Origin of the sequence: Paludisphaera rhizosphaerae (assembly GCF_011065895.1) — a bacterium.
Lineage (GTDB): Bacteria > Planctomycetota > Planctomycetia > Isosphaerales > Isosphaeraceae > Paludisphaera > Paludisphaera rhizosphaerae.
The window spans coordinates 69529-86362 of the sequence record NZ_JAALCR010000021.1 but is presented as its reverse complement, the minus strand read 5'-3'; the positions used below and the strand labels follow the sequence as shown (position 1 = coordinate 86362).

The 16834-nt window shown below is 67.9% G+C and carries 10 protein-coding genes; 6 read left to right on the top strand and 4 right to left on the bottom strand.

What is annotated here, in order from left to right; all coding sequences use genetic code 11:
• Positions 1-109: 109 nt before the first annotated feature.
• Positions 110-3859: a PVC-type heme-binding CxxCH protein gene (locus tag G5C50_RS23730; RefSeq protein WP_165073448.1), complete on the top strand. Its 3750-nt coding sequence runs from the start codon at positions 110-112 to the stop codon at positions 3857-3859.
• 289 nt (positions 3860-4148) lie between these two features.
• On the opposite strand, the gene G5C50_RS23725 is transcribed toward G5C50_RS23730, so the two are convergent.
• From G5C50_RS23725 to G5C50_RS23710, 4 genes are all read right to left on the bottom strand, one after another.
• Positions 4149-5456, bottom strand: a complete 1308-nt coding sequence (locus G5C50_RS23725) for a DUF1501 domain-containing protein (RefSeq protein WP_240907333.1) — start codon at positions 5454-5456, stop codon at positions 4149-4151.
• Positions 5457-5693: 237 nt separating this feature from the next.
• Positions 5694-7598 carry a DUF1549 domain-containing protein gene (locus G5C50_RS23720; RefSeq protein WP_206107828.1) on the bottom strand — a complete coding sequence of 635 codons (1905 nt, stop codon included), beginning with the start codon at positions 7596-7598 and terminating at the stop codon, positions 5694-5696.
• A gap of 326 nt (positions 7599-7924) precedes the next feature.
• Entirely contained in the window at positions 7925-8353 is a 429-nt protein-coding gene (locus G5C50_RS23715) for a hypothetical protein (protein WP_165073446.1), read from the bottom strand.
• A 304-nt stretch (positions 8354-8657) separates the two neighbouring features.
• Positions 8658-10604 (bottom strand): Nramp family divalent metal transporter, encoded by a 1947-nt coding sequence (locus tag G5C50_RS23710; protein WP_165073445.1) that lies wholly within the window; start codon positions 10602-10604, stop codon positions 8658-8660.
• Between the two features lie 240 nt (positions 10605-10844).
• Between G5C50_RS23710 and G5C50_RS23705 the strand changes: the two genes are divergently transcribed.
• The 5 genes from G5C50_RS23705 (at position 10845) to G5C50_RS23685 (ending at position 16570) form a co-directional block, all read left to right on the top strand.
• A complete protein-coding gene (locus G5C50_RS23705; RefSeq protein ID WP_165073444.1) occupies positions 10845-11459 on the top strand; it encodes a hypothetical protein in 615 nt (204 codons plus the stop codon).
• 387 nt (positions 11460-11846) lie between these two features.
• The gene (locus G5C50_RS23700; RefSeq protein WP_165073443.1) at positions 11847-12962 is read left to right on the top strand and encodes an MlaD family protein; all 1116 of its coding nucleotides are present in this window, start codon (positions 11847-11849) and stop codon (positions 12960-12962) included.
• Positions 12963-13186: 224 nt separating this feature from the next.
• Complete coding sequence (locus G5C50_RS23695; RefSeq protein WP_165073442.1) at positions 13187-13750, top strand: hypothetical protein; 564 nt, start codon at positions 13187-13189, stop codon at positions 13748-13750.
• A gap of 305 nt (positions 13751-14055) precedes the next feature.
• Positions 14056-14598: a hypothetical protein gene (locus G5C50_RS23690; RefSeq protein ID WP_165073441.1), complete on the top strand. Its 543-nt coding sequence runs from the start codon at positions 14056-14058 to the stop codon at positions 14596-14598.
• A gap of 256 nt (positions 14599-14854) precedes the next feature.
• On the top strand, positions 14855-16570 hold the full coding sequence (locus G5C50_RS23685; protein WP_165073440.1) for an ATP-binding protein: 1716 nt from the start codon (positions 14855-14857) through the stop codon (positions 16568-16570).
• Positions 16571-16834: the final 264 nt, after the last annotated feature.

Genomic DNA, 16834 nt, shown 5'->3' with positions numbered 1-16834 from the left:
AGGGACGCCATCGTTGGTCGCAAGGTTGCGGGTCGTTGAGCAAGGGTTGTACAATCGCCGCCACTCCTTGTCGATCGCGCCACTGCTGCCTGAAGAGGAATTACTCTCCATGCCCCAGGCACCCGCCTCGCGGACCTCCTCCGCACGCCGTTCCTTACCACGTTTCGTGATCACACTCGCTTTGGCGGGAGTCTGGTGCGTCGCCGCGGTACGCGGCGAGATGCCCAAGGTGCCCGAGGGGTTCAAAATTCGGCTGGTGGCGGCGGTGCCGGCGGTCTCGTATCCGTGCCAGCTCGCGACGGCTCCGGACGGCTCGCTGTTCGTCGGCGAGGATCCGATGGACCAGATCGGGCCGGCGAACAAGCCGATCGACCGCATCCTCCTGTTTCGGCCGGGGCATGACGAGCCCACCGTCTTCGCCGAGGGGCTGAACGCGATCTTCGGCATGCTCTGGCGCGACGGTTCGTTGTACGTCATGAACATGCCCAACCTGACCGTCCTCCGCGACACCAACGGCGACGGCAAGGCCGACGAGCGTCGGGAAATCTTCACCGACATGGGCGTCGGCCCGGGCGTGCCCAACATGCTCAACGATCACATCGTTTCGGGCATCCAGATCGGCATGGACGGTCATCTGTATATATCGGTCGGCGACAAGGGCGTGCCGAAGGCGACGGGGCCCGACGGCCGGACGGTCCAGCTCAAGGGGGGCGGCGTGATTCGCTGCCGGCCCGACGGCACGGAGTTGGAGGTCTATTCGTCCGGGACGCGCAACCACCTGGAACCGAACCTCGACGCCCGCGACCAGCTCTTCACCTATGACAACACCGACGACGGCCTCGGTTGGTGGACGCGGGTGGTCCATCACATCGACGGCGGCTATTTCGGTTATCCGTACGACTACCACGACCGCAAGGACAAGATCCTCCCCCACATGGCCGAGTACGGCGGCGGCTCCCCGTGCGGCGGGGTCGTCTATGAAGAGGACGCCTGGCCCGAGGACTTCCGCGGCCGCGCCTTCTGGGCCGAGTGGGGCAAGCGGGCCGTCCGGGCTTTCCGGTTCAAGCCCAAGGGAGCGACCTTCGAGGTCGCGGACGTGGTCGACTTCGTCCAGCCGGGGGACGTCGAGAACTTTCGCCCGATCGACCTGGCCCTCTCGCACGACGGCCAGACGATGTACGTCGCCGATTGGTCGATGGGCGGCTGGGGCGAGAAGAAGGAGCAACTCGGCCGCGTCTACGCCGTGACCTACGCCGGCGAGCCGATCGCTCGCAAGCCGAGAGGGGCCGACAGCGACGACGCCCCTACGCTCATCGCGGCTCTCGACCACCCCGCCCGCACCGAGCGCATCCGCGCCCAGCGCGAGCTGATTCGTCGCGGCGATGCGGCTTACGACGTGACGACGACCGCTCTCGCTAACCCGCAGACGCCCGAGACGGCCCGCCGTCACCTCGTATGGACGGTTGCCGGGATCGCGGCTCGGTCGCCGAAGGGTGCGGAGCCTCTGACGAAGGCGTTGAAGGACCCCTCGGCCGACGTCCGCTCCCAGGCCGCTCGTGCGCTGGGCCTCGAATTCGGGCCGTTCGCGACAGACGCCCTCATCGCTGCGCTGGCCGACGCCGAGCCCGCCGTCCGGCTCCAATCGATGATCGCCCTGGGCCGTATCGCCGACCCTTCGGGGGTCGCGGCGCTCATCCCGGCCGTCGCCGATCCGGACGTCTATCTCGCTTTCTCCGCTCGCAAGGCGATGGCCCGGATCGGCGACTGGGACAAGGTCGCGGCCGGCCTCGCATCGACCGACCCGAAGGTCCGCGCTGGGATCTTGCTGACGCTGGAGGGAGCCTATTCGAAGGAGGCCGTCAAGGTGCTGACGGCGTTCGCCGGTGGCGGCGGCGAGCCGGCCGAACGCGCGCGGGCGGTGGTTCGGCTGGCGTCGGTGGCTCGTGAAGCTCCGCCCTGGGACGGCAAGTGGTGGGGGACTCAGCCCGCCAAGGGCAAGCCGCCGGCGAAGACCGTCGATTGGGAGGGGACGCCGATGGTGCTGGAGGCCCTCCGCGGCCGGCTGGAAGACCCCGCGTCCGCCGTGCGGATCGCCGCGGCCGGGGCTGTCGCCGAGGTCGACGACCAGGCGTCGAAGTCCCTCGTGCGTGCCCGGTTCGCCGCCGAGACCGACGCCGAAGCCCGCGCCGCGTTCGCCGGCGCATTGGGCGGTCTGCGCGATCGCGAGGCCTTGCCGGCGCTGGCTGCGTCGGTCCGCGACTCCAAGGGGCCGGCCGTCGTCCGCGACGCCGCCCTTCAAGCCGTGGAAGCGATCGGCGGGCGCGAGGCGACCGACGTACTGCTCGCAGTCCTGGACGACCCCTCGCTGAACGACGACCGGCGCAAGAGCGTGGTCGCCGCCCTCGGTCGATTCCAGGCCGACGCCGCCGTGGCGGCTCTGGTCAAGACGTTGGAAAACCCCGCGGCCTCCGTCCGCGAGGCCGCCGTCGGCGCTTTGGGCTCCGTTCTGGCCGCTCGTCGCAACGGCCGCTCCGATTCGGCCCTGAAGGCGCTCCGAGCGAAGATCGACGACGCCGATCTGTCGGTGCGCAAGAAGACCGTGGAAGCCCTCGGCACGCTGGAGGATTCGGCCACGTTGATCGCCGCTGCACGTCGTGACGAGCTGCGGACCGAGGCGACGGAGGCCCTCGCCGAGGCGCCCGTGAAAGAGGCGATGCCCGTCTTCATCGAGGCGCTCGCGGTCAAGAATCCCACGCTCCGGAAGAAGGCCGCCGAGGCGCTCGCGCAGCTCAAGAACGAGTCCGTTCCGCAGCTCGACCAGCTAGCGGGGCGCCGCGAACTTCCGGCCGGCGCCGTCCCCGACCTTCGCACTGCCTTTGGTCTGCTGGAGCCGATCCGCACGTGGAAGCTCATCGGCCCGTTCGAGAAGGCGGCCCAGCCGCCGTTCCCGCTCACCGGGACTGTCGAGACCCAGGGAGAGATGGAAGGCTTTGACGGCAAGAAGGTCCGCTGGCGAGAGACCGACGCCCGCGACCGTCGCGGCCGGATCAACCTGGCCCGGCTCTACGGTTCAGGCGACAAGCAGGCGGTCTTCGGCGTGGCCGAGGTTCAAAGCCCCTCCGATCGCGTCGCCACGTTCTCAGTGGGCTCGGACGACACGTTGGCGGTCTGGGTCAACGGCGAGAAGGCTTATGATTTCGACAAGAGCCGCGGCTTCAGGCCCGAGGCCGACCACTTCGATGCGCCACTGCGCCAGGGCGTGAATCGGGTCGTCGTCCGCTGTGGGAACAACTCGGGCCCGTGGGATTTCTCGGTCGCGATCTCGGGGGCGCTGGACTACGCCTTCCTGAAGGCTCCCACGACGGTCGCCTTCGATCCCGAGGCCTACCGAGCCCGCGCGGCGAAGGGGGGCGGCGACGTGAATCACGGCAAGGCGCTCTTCCACGACCTCAAGGGGCCGGCCTGCGTGAAGTGCCACGCGGTCGCGCCCGGCGGGGCGACGGTCGGCCCCGAGCTGTCGAGCGTCGGCGCCAAGTACCCCCGCGACGAGATCATCACTTCGGTGCTGCTTCCCTCGGCCAAGATCTCCAGCGGATTCGAGCCCGTCGTTCTGGCGCTGGAAGACGGCCGCGTCGTCACCGGCGTCCTCAAGAGCGAGACGCCCGAGGCCCTGGAGATTCAGGACGCCGATGCAAAAACCATCCGCATCCCGGCCGACAAGATCGAGGACCGCAAGCGCGGCGACGTCTCGATCATGCCCCCCGGGCTGGTGGAAGGCATCAGCCCCGGCGACTTCGCCGACCTGATCGCCTATCTGGAGTCGCTCAAGGAAGTGAAGCCGGCGACGGCTCCGAAGTGATGAGGGACCCGGCCGGGATCACGAGCCGACGGCCGGACGCTACAGCGATGAACTAGATCCCCTCTCCCGGCGGGAGAGGGTGCCGCGCAGCGGCGGGTGAGGGTTGTCGGATTTCAGAGGGCGTGTCGGTTCAGAAGGCCGCAAACCCCCGCTATGCTTACAGGTCCGATGACCCTCACCCGGCCCTTCGGGCCACCCTCTCCCGGCGGGAGAGGGGACGATGGGCGGGACTCCTGCGGAGCGGGACGTCTTCCCCCGCAAGGGGGGAAGACTTCAGAGGCGTGCGCTGTCAGCCGAAGAGTTCCGTGACCGGCTTGCCGCCGTCGACGATCCGGATCGGACGGCCGATGGCGGTCTGGTTTTCCTTGGTGGCGTCGATCTTGAGGGACTTGCAGATGGTCGCCATAAGGTCGGTGACCGCGACGGGACGGTCCTTGACCTCGGTGCCATCGGCGCTGGAGGCTCCGACGACCTGGCCCCCCTTGATCCCGCCGCCGGCCAGGGCGACGTTGAAGACCCTGGGGAAGTGGTCGCGGCCGGCCGTATTGTTGATCTTCGGGGTGCGGCCGAACTCGCCCATCCAGACGATCAAGGTGCGGTCGAGACGGCCCCGCTCCTTGAGGTCGTTGAGCAGGGCGGAGAAGCCCGGGGCGACCTGGCCGGCGAGGTTGGCGACGCGTTCGTTGTTCTGGTTGTGGGTGTCCCAGCCGCCGAGGCGGACCTCGACGAACGTGACGCCGGCCTCGACCAGTCGGCGGGCCAGCAGGCAGCCCTGGCCGAACGGCGTCCGGCCGTAGGCGTCGCGGACCGGCGAGGGCTCTTGCTCCAGGTCGAACGCCTTCATCCGGGGCGAGAGGACCATCTTCGAGGTCTGGCTGTACAGCGCGCGGTGGTCGCGGACGCGGTCAGAGCCCCCAGCCTGTTCGAAGCCGACCTTCTCCAGGCGATTCAAGAGGCCCAGCCGGCGCTCGAAGCGGCCGGTGTCCACCTTGGCGGCGACGTTGTCGGGAGGGCGCTGGACGTTGGGGATGAGGAACGGCTCGTACGCCGCGCCGAGGAAGCCCGCGCCGGTCGTTGCGCCGCCGATGGCGACCATGTGCGGCAGGTCGAAGGATGGGTCCCCCAGTTCAGCGGCGGCGATGCTGCCGATGTTCGGGTGTCGGATCGTCGCGGTGGGGATGTAGCCGGTGTGGAGGTGGTAGTCGGCTCGCTGGTGGTTCCCCTCCTTGTTGGTCATGGAGCGGATCAGCGCGATGTCGTTCATCGAGCCGGCGAGCTTCTCCCAGCCCTGGGCGATGTGGATTCCCGGGACGGCGGTCTCAATCGTCTTGGTCTCGCCGCCGTTGGCGGTCCCCGGCTTGGGGTCGAAGGTTTCCATCTGGCTCGGACCGCCAGCCATCCAGAGCAGGATGCAGGCGGTGTCCCGCTTGCGAAGCTCGTCGGCCCGCAGGCTCATCAGGTCGCCGAGGCCCAGCGGGGCGACGCCTCCCCCCAACAGCCCGGCGGCGCCAAGGCCCAAACTCTTCAGGAAACCGCGGCGGCCGACCACTCCCCGGTGATCCATGGCCACCTGGACGATGCTCGATTCGGTCAGCATGGGAAGGCGCTCCGTATGGATCGGGCGTGTGGGACCGGTTGATGGGACAGGGACGGTCTCGTGGGGCCTTCCCCCCTCGCGGGGGAGGGTGGCCCGCAGGGCCGGATGAGGGGGGATCGGCGTGGCCTTGAAGACCGGCCGTCGGATGCGCGTCCGATGGCGGTCGTCCCCCTCATCTGACCGCTTCGCGGTCTGTCTTCCCCCGCGAGGGGGGAAGACGTCGGATCGGAATCGAACTCACCGCCGAGACAGGAACTCGGTCGAGTTCACGAGGCTCCAGTAAACGTCCTCGAAAGCCTCGTTGCGGTTGCCGGACTTGGTGATGTACTGGACGCAGGTCTCGACCTCCTGCGGATTGGGCAGCCGCGACAGGACCAGCATGTAGAGCTGGTTGAGGACCTGGCGGTCGTTCGTCGAGCGGGCGAGGATCGCTCCCAGCGGCGTGCCGGGGCGGGCCTGGGTCCGGTTGTGGACTATCGGGCCGTTCATCAGGAAGAGGGCCTGTGGGATGGTCCCCAGAACCTCATCCGGCATCGCCGATGGGTCGACGCCGAAGAGCTTGTCGAACGGCTGGCGGAGACCCCCCGGGCCGACCTTCCGCTTGTCGACCCCGCCGGCCAACCCGGCGGCCTCGACGGCCTTCTTGGAGGCCTGAGGCTTCGCGCCGTTGGACGTCTGCGTCGGCTTGAGCAGCGAGCCGTCGGCCTTCCTCGGCGAGCCGTCCGGACCGCCGATGGCGGAGAGATCCAGGGCGACGGCGAGGGCCTCGAAGATCTGGTCGGCGCGGAGCCGGCTGGGGCAGACGGCGGCGAGTTGCGACTGGCTGGCCGCCTTCGATTTCCGCTGGTAGGCCTTGGTGTTCAGGATCGTCTGGAAGAGCCAGCGGACGTCGTAGCCCCCTTCTCGCCACTGGTCGGCCAGGGGGAAGAGGATCTCCTCACCTTTGACCTCGCGCTCGGGGCCGATATCGTCGATGGCTTCATAGAAGCCTTCGCCCATCAGGACCGTCCAGATCCGGTTCACGTAGGCGCGGGCGAACCAGGGGTTGTCCTGACCCGTGATGTACGAGGCCGCCAGCGAGCGGAGCTGAGCCGGGGTGAAGCCGTCGGCGATCGACTCCGACGGGGACGTGGACGAGGCCAGGAAGAACTTGGGCTTCACCGGGATCGTCTTGGTCGGCTCGGCCAGGTCGGGCATGGCGTAGCGGGCGCGGGGCTGCTCCATGACGGCGAACCGGGCCTTCACGCCGGGCATGGGCTTCTCGGTCCGCTGGACCCGGCCGCCGGCGAAGAACGCGGCCAGCTCATGGAACTGCTCGCGCTTCCACGAATCGGTCTTGTGGTTGTGGCACTCGGCGCACTGGATCTGGACGCCCAGGAAGATCCGCGAGGCCTCGCCGGCCAGTTGCACGGGGGAGGCGGCGTGGGCGGCCGTGAAGTTGGCGGCGCCCTTCTCATCGGTGGGGCCGGTGGTCGTGATCAGGTCGGTGACGATCTCGTCCCAGGGACGGTTCTTCTCGAACTCGCCGGCCAGCCAGTCTTCCAGCAGGTCGAATCGGACCTGCTGAAGGGACGCGTTCGAGGCGCGGAACTGGATCACCTCGCGCCAGTATCGCGACCAGTTGCGGCCGTAGTCGGGCGTCTTGAGCAGTTCGTCGATCAGCCGGGCCCGTTTGTCGGAGCCGCGTGCCTCAACGAACTCGCGGACCTGGGCGGGCGTCGGCGGGACGCCGGTGACGTCCAGGTAGGCGCGGCGGACGAACTCAACGTCGTTGGTCGGGGGGGCCGGGGCGACGCTCGGGGTCGCCTTCGTCAGCCGGGCGGCGACCAGCTCGTCGATCTTTGCCGAGGTGATCGTCGGCGCGACGACCTTGCGTTCGGGACGCTTCGGCAGCTCGGCCGGGGCCTTGGGGTTGCGGGCGGCCTTTCTCGCGGCCGCGGCGCGCAGCTCCTGGATCGCCTGGGCGATCTCGCGGGCGGAGGCGTCGTCGGCGGCCATCTCGGCCGTGGCGGCGGGCTTCGTCGCCGGCTTCTCCTTCGCCGGCTCGTCGGCGATCGCGATCGGCGAGAGCCCAAGGCACCCGGCCGCGGCCCACGCCACCCACCCGATCCCTCGACGACGCTCTGTCATGCCTGCTTGCATAGCAGTCGACTCCCCGGTCCAGGACGACGATCGGCGAGATTCCCTATCGACATCCTATTCAACACCAGAGGGGGCCGGAGGTGTTGCGTCGAAAAAAAACCAAGGTCACTGACGGATCAAGAAGTTACGGTTTTGTCGGTGTGGTCCGAATCAACGGGATGGTCGTGCGAAATCGATTCTGTTTTGCGTCTCAGTTGGGAGCGACTCGGCCGGAGACTTGAGCGCAAAAAAATGAAGGGCGACGCCTCTTTCAGACTGCCGGACTGGGTGCCGGAGTCGTCAGGAGGCGTCGCCCACATGCGGGCGACCGTTTTGAGGCGGTCGTGTCAGGGGTTCCCTGGCGGCGGCGGGGCCGGGACGCCCGCTTCGGGGGCGGCCGGGGCGATGCCGGGGGCCGGAGGCGCGGGGAGTTCGCTCATCGGGCTGACGTTCACGTCGGTCGGGTTGCCGAACGTGTTCTGGGCGCCCGTCGGCATGCCCGCTCCGGGCCGCTGATCGGTGATCGGTTGGATGTTGTTGGGGACGTCCATCCCCATGGCCCGCATCCGAGCCCGCTGAGTGGCGGCCTGGGTGTTGGCCCAGGGGAACTCAGGTCCTCGGGGGAAGTACTGAACGTCGTCGTGCATGTACTTGCCAGAGGGGAGGGTCATGCCGGCGTATTCAACCTGGCAGCCCACCGACGGCAACACGAAGCCCATCGCCAGCGCCGACCAGAGCGCCGCCCGTCGGCGCGTGGCTCCTCGCGGCGAACTCATGCCGGGCAACCCCATAGCTTCCACCCTCCTTGGCGTTCTCGGCCGGCTCGCCTTTCCTGGCCCCTTCGTTCGGTGAAGGGGGGCGTGCCGCCGCGGGGAGTCGTCTTAAGAAAGAGCCCGGCGACCGGATGCGATGACGCGGGCGAACCGCGGGGCGACCGGCTCTCGACGACCGCTTCGCGATGGCTCGCGTCACGGCCGCCGGGCTTCTTGTTCGCTTACAGGATCGGCCGGAACGGCGGGTCAAGCCCAATGATTCCGCCCGATTCACCCCGAAAACCCCGGACGCCCGGTCGACAGGCGATCAGGCGTCCGTCGTCGGACGGGCGATCATCATGGGGATTTCCAGCCCGTGGCGGACGCGGTCCACGGTCTGGCCGTAGACCATGTCGCGCAGCCAGCCGTGGCCGTGCGAGCCCACCACCAGGATGTCCACGGGCTTCTCGCGGAGGTGGTCGATCAGGATGCGAGCCGGGTCGGGGCCGTGGAGCAGGGCGGGGACGGCCCGGTAGCCCTTTTGGCGGAGCGTCGCCACGAGGCTGTCCAGGTAGTCGGAGTCGGCGTCGGTCTCCAGGTCGGCCGTCATGTCGCCGTGCAGGGCCGACACCGGCGAATCGACCACGTGGAGCAGCACCAGCTCCGGCCGGTCCGTCTGCGACTGCGCCAGGCCCAGGGCCCGGTTGAGGATCTCCACGTCGGCCGAGGTATGCTCCAGGGCCACGCCGATCGTCGCCAGCGGACGGGGACGCAGGGCCTCGGTCCAGTCCATCTCAGTCCGCGAGGGGGGCGACCATCCGGGCGACGGCTTCACGATCGGCTTCACCAGCACCCAGCCCAGCAGGCCCGCCACCCCGCCGACCAGCGACCAGAGCCCGACGGCTACCAGCCAGGCCAGCGGGACTGGACCCAGTCGAATCCCGGACTCCGCCGCCGCCGACACCCACTCGCCGACCTGGTCGAAGACGAGGTACCCGTTCAGGCCCACAATCACCGCGGCGACCAACCAGGCGAGGATCTGCCCCCACCAGGGGGTCGCGAACGCCCCCATATTGCGGCGGTTGGACGTGAAGTGGATCAGCGGGATCACCGCGAATGAGAGTTGCAGGCTGAGGATCACCTGACTGAGAACCAGCAGGGACTGCGTCGCCCGCTCGCCGGCCAGGGCGATCACCACCACGGCGGGGATCAGCGCGATCAGCCGCGTGATCAGTCGACGCAGCCACGGAGCGATCCGCAGGTGGAGGTAGCCCTCCATCACGATCTGCCCAGCCAGCGTCCCCGTCAGCGTCGAGCTTTGCCCGGCGCACAACAGAGCCACGCCGAAGAGGATCGGCGCAGCGCCCCCGAGGAAGCTGGGGAGTAGGTGGTAGGCCTCCTCAATCGCCGCCACCTCGCGGCCGTTGGCGTGGAAGACCGCCGCGCTCAGGACCAGGATGGCCGCGTTGACGAAGAAGGCCGCGTTAAGCGCGACGGTTGAGTCGATCAGGTAGAATTTGCAGGCAGACGCCTTGCTGAGCGAGTCCGTGCCGATCTTCCGCGTCTGTACCAGGGCCGAGTGCAGATACAGGTTGTGGGGCATGACGGTCGCCCCCAGGATGCCGATCGCCACCACCAATGAGCCTGGCGGCAGCGACGGCCTCAGCCCGGCGACCATCCCGGCCATGTCGGGCCTCGCCATGAAGACCTGGATCAGGAAGCAGGCCCCGATCGTCGCCACCAGGGCGAGGATCACAGCCTCCATCTTGCGCATTCCCCAGCGCTGGAGGTACAGGAGGAGGAAGGTGTCGAACGCCGTGACGATGCACCCCAGCAGCATGGGGAGGTCGAACATCAGCTTCAGGGCGATGATCGTCCCGAGGATTTCGGCCAGGTCGGTGGCCGCGATGGCGATCTCGGCGAGCACCCAGAGGACGGCGTTGACCTTCGGCGAGTATTCCTCGCGGCAGGCCTGAGCCAGGTCGCGGCGGGTCACGACGCCCAGTCGAGCGGCCAGCGTTTGCAAGAGCAGCGCCATCACGTTCGACATCAAGAGGACCCAGAGCAAGGCGTAGCCGAACCGGGCCCCGCCTTCGAGGTCGGTGGCCCAGTTGCCTGGGTCCATGTAGCCGACGCTTACCAGGTACGCCGGCCCCAGGAACGTGAAGAGCCGACGAAAGCGGCCCAGCCGCCCCGGGTCCGTCGGAACCTCGACCGAGCCGTGAACCTCCTCCAGCGACCGCCGTTCCGAACCCACGTCCTCCACCACGGCCATTCACGCCCTCGCTTCCCGGGCGCTCGTGGCGCCGGCTTTGCCTTACGTCCCTGGCTGGAATCATAAGACGTCTGTAAGTGGGCATTGCCCACTTCTTGATGGAACCACAATGGGCTAAAGTTGGTTTTAGGTCAACCAAAAAATTCGACTTGAGAAATTCCGGATGATTTTTTTTCGACACGCCCTCCCAGGCGGCACACTAAGATAGAGAAGGTTTCAACACACCAGGAGAGGACCACGATGAGGCGGCAACTGATCGGCGCGGCGGCGTTGTTGATAACGGTTCCGGCCTCCTCGGCCTGGGCGCAGGAGTACGGCGGGTTCGGCGGCGAGTACGTGCAGGCGCCGACGTTGTACTATCCGTTCCCGGGGGTGATCGAATCGCGATTCGGCACCTTTTTCTCGGCTCCGGTGATCCCGCCGATCGTGGCGGAGACCCCCGTTGAGGCCGCGACGATCGACGCCGCCAACGCCGCCCACGAGGGCGTCCACCCGGTCCAGAAGGCCCAGGCCGACGCCAACGCCAAGGCCGACGAGGACGGGGCCGACAAGCCGGCCGGCAAGACTGTTGAACCAGCCTCAGCCAGGCGAGCGGCCCGCAACAAGAAGCCCCAGCGGACCTACGCCCGAGGCTACGAGCAGGCCCCCGCGCCGTTCAGCCGCGAACTCCCCCGGGGGAGTCTGACCGACCTGAACCAACTCCCGGCCGGCGTGCCGACGTACTCCCCCTTCGCCCGCTACCAGACGTACGGCCAGGCCTACGGCATGGGCCCCTACGGCAGCAACTATTACTCGCAGTACTGGCACGGCTACGCCCCCATGAACGGCTATCCCGCCGCCGCGCCGCTGCCTTAAGGCTGATGTTGTTTGGCGAGCCGCAACAAGTCCAAACGACGGAGCGGATCCAGGTCCCCTCTCCCGCCGGGAGAAGGTAGCTCAGAGGGCCGGGTGAGGGTCGTCGGACTGTAGGCATAGCCTGACTTCGTGGCCGGCTGCGTCCGGCACGCCCTCCGAAATCCCACAACCTTTACCCGCCGCAGCGCGGCTGCCGTCTCCCGGCGGGAGAGGGAGCATCCGAATCGAGCCGCCAAGGTTCGCGACGCTGAGATCGCGAGCCCCAAACTTTCCAACCGCCTGGAGATTTCCGCCGCAATCCGACGAACAACTTGTCGAGGGTTGGAACGAGGAGCATCTTCTCTTCTGTCCGTTAATGACGGGACCTTCAACGGGGAGCGGCCGAAGATGAGGGCGAGCATGGGGCGGTGGCGGCTGCTGGCGAACGTCGGGTTTGCGGCGGTCGTGCTGGCAGTCGCTGGGTTCGGGCTGTTCCAGGTGGCGCATCGTCGTTGGCAGGTGCAGCCGACGTTCCACGTTCGCGCCCAGTTCGACAGCGTCGTCGGCGTGGAGCCCGGGCATCGCGTCAGGTTCCAGGGCATCGACGCCGGGCTCGTGGAGAAGGTTGTGCCGCCGGCCCGGCCGGGGGACCCCGTCGAACTCGTGCTCCGGATCGACGAGAACCTGCACCGGCTTGTCCGCGAGGATACGACGGCCCGAATCGCTCTGGAGGGGATGATCGGGGCCCGCGTCGTCGACCTGAAGCCCGGCCTCCCGGACGCCCCCCCCGCCGCCGAGGGGTCGCTGATCCGATCGGAGCCTCCCGCCGACCTCGCCGACCTCATGGCGAAGGCCGGCGAATCCCTGCGCCGGTTCGACGCCACCGCCGAACAGGCCCGCCAGGGGCTGGAACACCTCGCCGCACTCTCGGCGGAGGTCCGCGAGGGGAAGGGGAGCCTGGGCAAACTGATCAAGGACGACGCCGTTTACAACGACCTGATCGCTCTGACCCACAAGGGAGAGAAGGCCGTCGCCGATCTGGATGAGAACATGCTGGCCGTGAAGCAGACCTGGCCGATCTCACGGTACTTCGACGCCCGCTCGTATTATGAGCGCGACCGCGTGCTCTATCGCCCGGGCTCGCGCAAGGAGAGTCGCATGCTGCCCGCGTCCGACCTGTTCGAGCCCGGCGGTGCGCTCCTGACCCCTCTGGGAAAGACCCGGCTGGACGAGGTGGCCCGCTGGTCGCAGGCGACCGGGCGCAAGCAGGCCGAGGTCGTCGTCGCCGCCTTCACCGACCCGTCCGACGATCCCGACAAGGCCGACGTCCTCACCCAGGAACAGGCCGACGCCGTCCGCAAATACTTGATCGACGCCCACAGCCTGGCCTCCGCCGGCTGGTTCCGCAGTCGCAAGGTCGCCGCCGTCGGCTTCGGCGGCCACTCCCCGACGACCGTCGCCGCTGCGGCCGAGCCCGCCCCCTCCCGCCGCGTGGAGATCATTCTCTTCACGCCCCAGGCCTGAAAGTCGCCCGTCGACCGCCCCGCTCCGCCCCTTCTCGCTCGCGAGACGGCGTCGGCTCATGCTCGCTTTCAACCATTCAAACAGATTCGGATATCTGAATCGGCTGGCCTGATTTTGGTTGAAGAGCGCCTGGGGGCCGGTTAACTTTGGCGGGTCGCCGCGGGGTCGATCCCCTGCGGCGGCGGGACGACGGCGCGCACTCGAACACCCGGGAGGACTTGCTGATGCGTTTGGGATTGCGACTAGGCGTCGCCCTGGCGGCCGTCGCGCTCGCGGCCGCCGGCTCGGGGACGGCGCGTGCGGGCTTCAGCCTGACGCTGGACCAGCCGAACGGGACGACGGTTCTGGGGTCGTCGTCGTATCAATATGAGTTCACGGGGACGTTCACGCTCGACGAGGGGTACAGTCTGGCTGGCTTCGGTCTGTATAACCCTTACGCCGGGCCTAAGGTCGGCCTGATCGGCACTGTCGCCAGCCTGCCGCTGAATCCAACCGGCGGAACCTACGCCGGCGTCCTCTTCAGCGTGACGATCAACCCCACCACGCTGGCGGGGCTCTACGACAAGAACTCCTCGGGCACCGCTGCGCCCACCTTCCAGATCATGGAAAGCAACTTCACGACCGGCGACAGCAAGGTCATTTACGTGAACTACTCGCTGCTGGTCTCGGCCTCGGGGTCAGGTCCGGGCGCACTGGATGCCGTCCCCGAACCTTCAGCGTGGGTCTCGGCGTCGATGGCGGTCGTCGCGGCGGCCGGGTTGCGAGGGCGTCGGCTCCTCCGCAACTGATCAGCCTGACCGATAAGCTGGTAGGCTGGGGCCGGACCCAGCACGCGCGAACGTCGCCTTTTCCAAGCTGGGTCTCGACCCAGCCTTCGGGATGTATGCCGGTGGCGTGCGATCGGCGACGAGGCCCGGCCCCGCCCCCGCTTCGAGATCATCCTCCTCACCCCCCGAAGCGTTAGCACGGGACGCGGTGATTATTGTCAACATTTGGATATGACCTTAAAAAGGCCTGGGAGATCGGTTATATCTCTGGGGGTTGTTCGATTTCGAAGTCGAATCGCGCGGAACCCTCAGGAGCGATGAAGCCGATGCGCCTCAAGTCCCGAATCGCGGCCGCCCTCGCCGCCACCCTGCTCATCGGCGGCCTCGCCGCCCCAGCCGACGCGGCGAGCACCGTCACGCTGGACGTCCCAAACCCGACGGTCACCCTGGCCTCCGACTCGTTTTCCTACACGTTCACGGGCACGTTGCACCTGGACCCGGGCGCCAGCCTCGCCAGTACGGGGGTCTATTTCCCCTATCTGGCCGGGACCTCGACGCGCCTGGAGGCGAGTCCCATCTTCTTCACGCTCCCGAGCGGGGGAACGTACACGGGCGCCTTGTTCACGGTGACGATCGACCCAACGTCCGCGGTGGGCCTGTATAGCGTGAACATCAATGGTGCTCCGGCGACCTTCGATGTCGGCGTGACCACCGCCGCCGGCGACAGAGTGACGATCAGCGCGAACTACACGGTTAACGTGGTTGCCGCGCCGGTGCCGGAGCCCTCGGCGTGGGTCTCGGCGTCGATCGCGGTCATCGGGGCGGCCGGGCTGCGAGGGCGTCGGTTAATGAGGCGTCGGGACGACTGACAGGGAGTTCTCAGTTGCCGGTTCTCAGTTCTTAGCCAGAACAACCCACGATTGTTCCTGACAACGGACAACTGGCAACTCCTGAGCGGCCGCCCTCCCCCGCGAGGAGGGAAGGTCGTTATGGTCCTGGATGAGTGACGCTCGCGCCGGCGGTTGACGGGCTCGGAGGCATGGGTTACGGTGACGGGGTGTCTTTCTGAGATCGCCGTCCGTCCGCCTCTTCCTCTTCCACGCCCAGCCGAGGAGCTTGAACCCCGTGGCCTCCTTGTTCGTCATCCAGGGGGCCGATCAGGGCAAGCGGTTCGAGTTCCAGTCCAGCGCCGTGGGGCTGGGCCGGGACGCCTCGAACCCGATCCGCCTGCACGACACCGAGGTCTCGCGCCGGCACGCGGAGATCCGGCTGGAGGACGACGTCTTCCGGATCGTCGACCTGGGGTCGGCCAACGGCACGTTCATCAACGGCCACCTGGTCGATCAGGCCCCCCTGCGCTCCGGGGACCGGCTGCAGCTCGGCCAGACGGTCATGCTCTACAATGAGGGCGTGCTCGACAGCCGGCGCGACCTGACGACGCGGGTCGACCTGCTGAGCAAGAGCAGCCCGGAGGACCGCTCGGCCATCCTCCGCAGCATCCCCTCCGACGAGGGTTCGCGGGTCCTTCAGCAGCCCGACGGCGCTGCGGGATGGCTCCGCGAGCGGCTGATGAACCTCTCGGTGATGTACCGAGCCACGCAGGCCGTCAGCAATATCCTGGACGTGGACTCGCTGCTGCCGCAGGTGCTGGAGCTGGTCTTCGAGTCGATCGGCGCCGACCGGGGCGCGATCCTGCTGCGTGATGAATCCGGAGCGCTCGTCCCCAAGGCCGTCCGCTGGCGGATCCCGGCCGACGCCGAGGAGCGGATGACGATCTCCAGCACGATCACCGACTACGTGCTGGAGCAAGGGCAGGGGGTCATCACGTCCGACGCCCCCGGCGACAAGCGGTTCGGCCCGGCCGAATCGATCATGGACTTCCGCATCCGGGAGGCCATCTGCGTCCCCGTCCAGGGCCGCCACACCACGCTGGGCGTCCTCTACGCCGACATCCAGTCCGACGGCTCCGCCCTCATCCCCGTGGGCAAGCCGGGGCGTCGCGGGAAGTTCTCGCAGGACCACCTGATGCTGATGGTCGCCATCGGCCACCAGGCCGGGCTGGCCATCGAGAACACCACCTTCTACAACGACAAGATCCAGGCCGAACGCCTGGCCGCCGTCGGACAAACGATCGCCACGCTCTCGCACCACATCAAGAACATCCTTCAAGGCGTGCGCGGGGGGAGCTACCTGATCGACCTGGGCCTCAACGAGAAGGACGAGTCGATCGTGCGCCGGGGCTGGACGATCGTCGAGAAGAACCAAACGAAGATCTACAACCTCGTCATGGACATGCTCTCGTTCAGCAAGGACCGCGAGCCCGCCCTGGAGCCGACCGACCTGAACGAGACCGTCGGCGACGTCGTGGAGCTGATGCAGTCACGCGCCGCGGAGTTCGAGGTGAAGCTCGACTGGGCCCCCTGCGAGGCTCTCCCCAAGATCTGGGTCGACCCGGACGGCATCCACCGCGCCGTGCTGAACGTGGTGACCAACGCGATCGACGCCGCCGAAGGAGCGAACCAGCCCCGAGTGGCCGTCTCGATCGAGAACGCCGCCGACACGGGCGTGGTCCGCATCCGCGTGCAGGACAACGGCAAGGGGATCGCCGAGGACGATATCGCGGGCATCTTCCAGATCTTCGCCAGCAGCAAGGGCTCGCGCGGGACCGGCCTGGGCCTGCCGGTCTCGCAGAAGATCGTCCGCGAGCACGGCGGGACGATCCAGGTGACGTCCCAGCTGGGCCGAGGCTCCACCTTCACCATCGAACTCCCCGCCCTCCGCCGCCCGGAGCCGAAGGATGAGGATTTGCCGATGGACGAAGACGAGCCAGGCGGCGATTGAAGTCCCCTCTCCCACCGGGAGAGGGTGCCGCGCAGCGGCGGGTGAGGGTTGTGGGAGCGCGGAGGGCCTGCTGGACGCGGCCAGCCATGATATCAGGCTATGCCTACAGTCCGACGACCCTCACCCGGCCCTTCGGGCCAATACTGTTCGGCACGGGAATTGAGCTTCAGAAGAAGCGATGGAAACCTCCCTTCTCCCCTGGTGGGAGAAGGTGGCCGAAGGCCGGATGAGGGGGATCCCAACGTCCGCCGACGGTTATGACCC

Excerpts from the sequence above, each read along its gene's own strand:
- G5C50_RS23730 (WP_165073448.1), top strand. The coding sequence starts at position 110 with ATGCCCCAGGCACCCGCCTCGCGGACCTCCTCCGCACGCCGTTCCTTA.
- G5C50_RS23725 (WP_240907333.1), bottom strand. The coding sequence starts at position 5,456 with ATGCTGACCGAATCGAGCATCGTCCAGGTGGCCATGGATCACCGGGGA.
- G5C50_RS23720 (WP_206107828.1), bottom strand. The coding sequence starts at position 7,598 with ATGCAAGCAGGCATGACAGAGCGTCGTCGAGGGATCGGGTGGGTGGCG.
- G5C50_RS23715 (WP_165073446.1), bottom strand. The coding sequence starts at position 8,353 with ATGAGTTCGCCGCGAGGAGCCACGCGCCGACGGGCGGCGCTCTGGTCG.
- G5C50_RS23710 (WP_165073445.1), bottom strand. The coding sequence starts at position 10,604 with ATGGCCGTGGTGGAGGACGTGGGTTCGGAACGGCGGTCGCTGGAGGAG.
- G5C50_RS23705 (WP_165073444.1), top strand. The coding sequence starts at position 10,845 with ATGAGGCGGCAACTGATCGGCGCGGCGGCGTTGTTGATAACGGTTCCG.
- G5C50_RS23700 (WP_165073443.1), top strand. The coding sequence starts at position 11,847 with ATGAGGGCGAGCATGGGGCGGTGGCGGCTGCTGGCGAACGTCGGGTTT.
- G5C50_RS23695 (WP_165073442.1), top strand. The coding sequence starts at position 13,187 with ATGCGTTTGGGATTGCGACTAGGCGTCGCCCTGGCGGCCGTCGCGCTC.
- G5C50_RS23690 (WP_165073441.1), top strand. The coding sequence starts at position 14,056 with ATGCGCCTCAAGTCCCGAATCGCGGCCGCCCTCGCCGCCACCCTGCTC.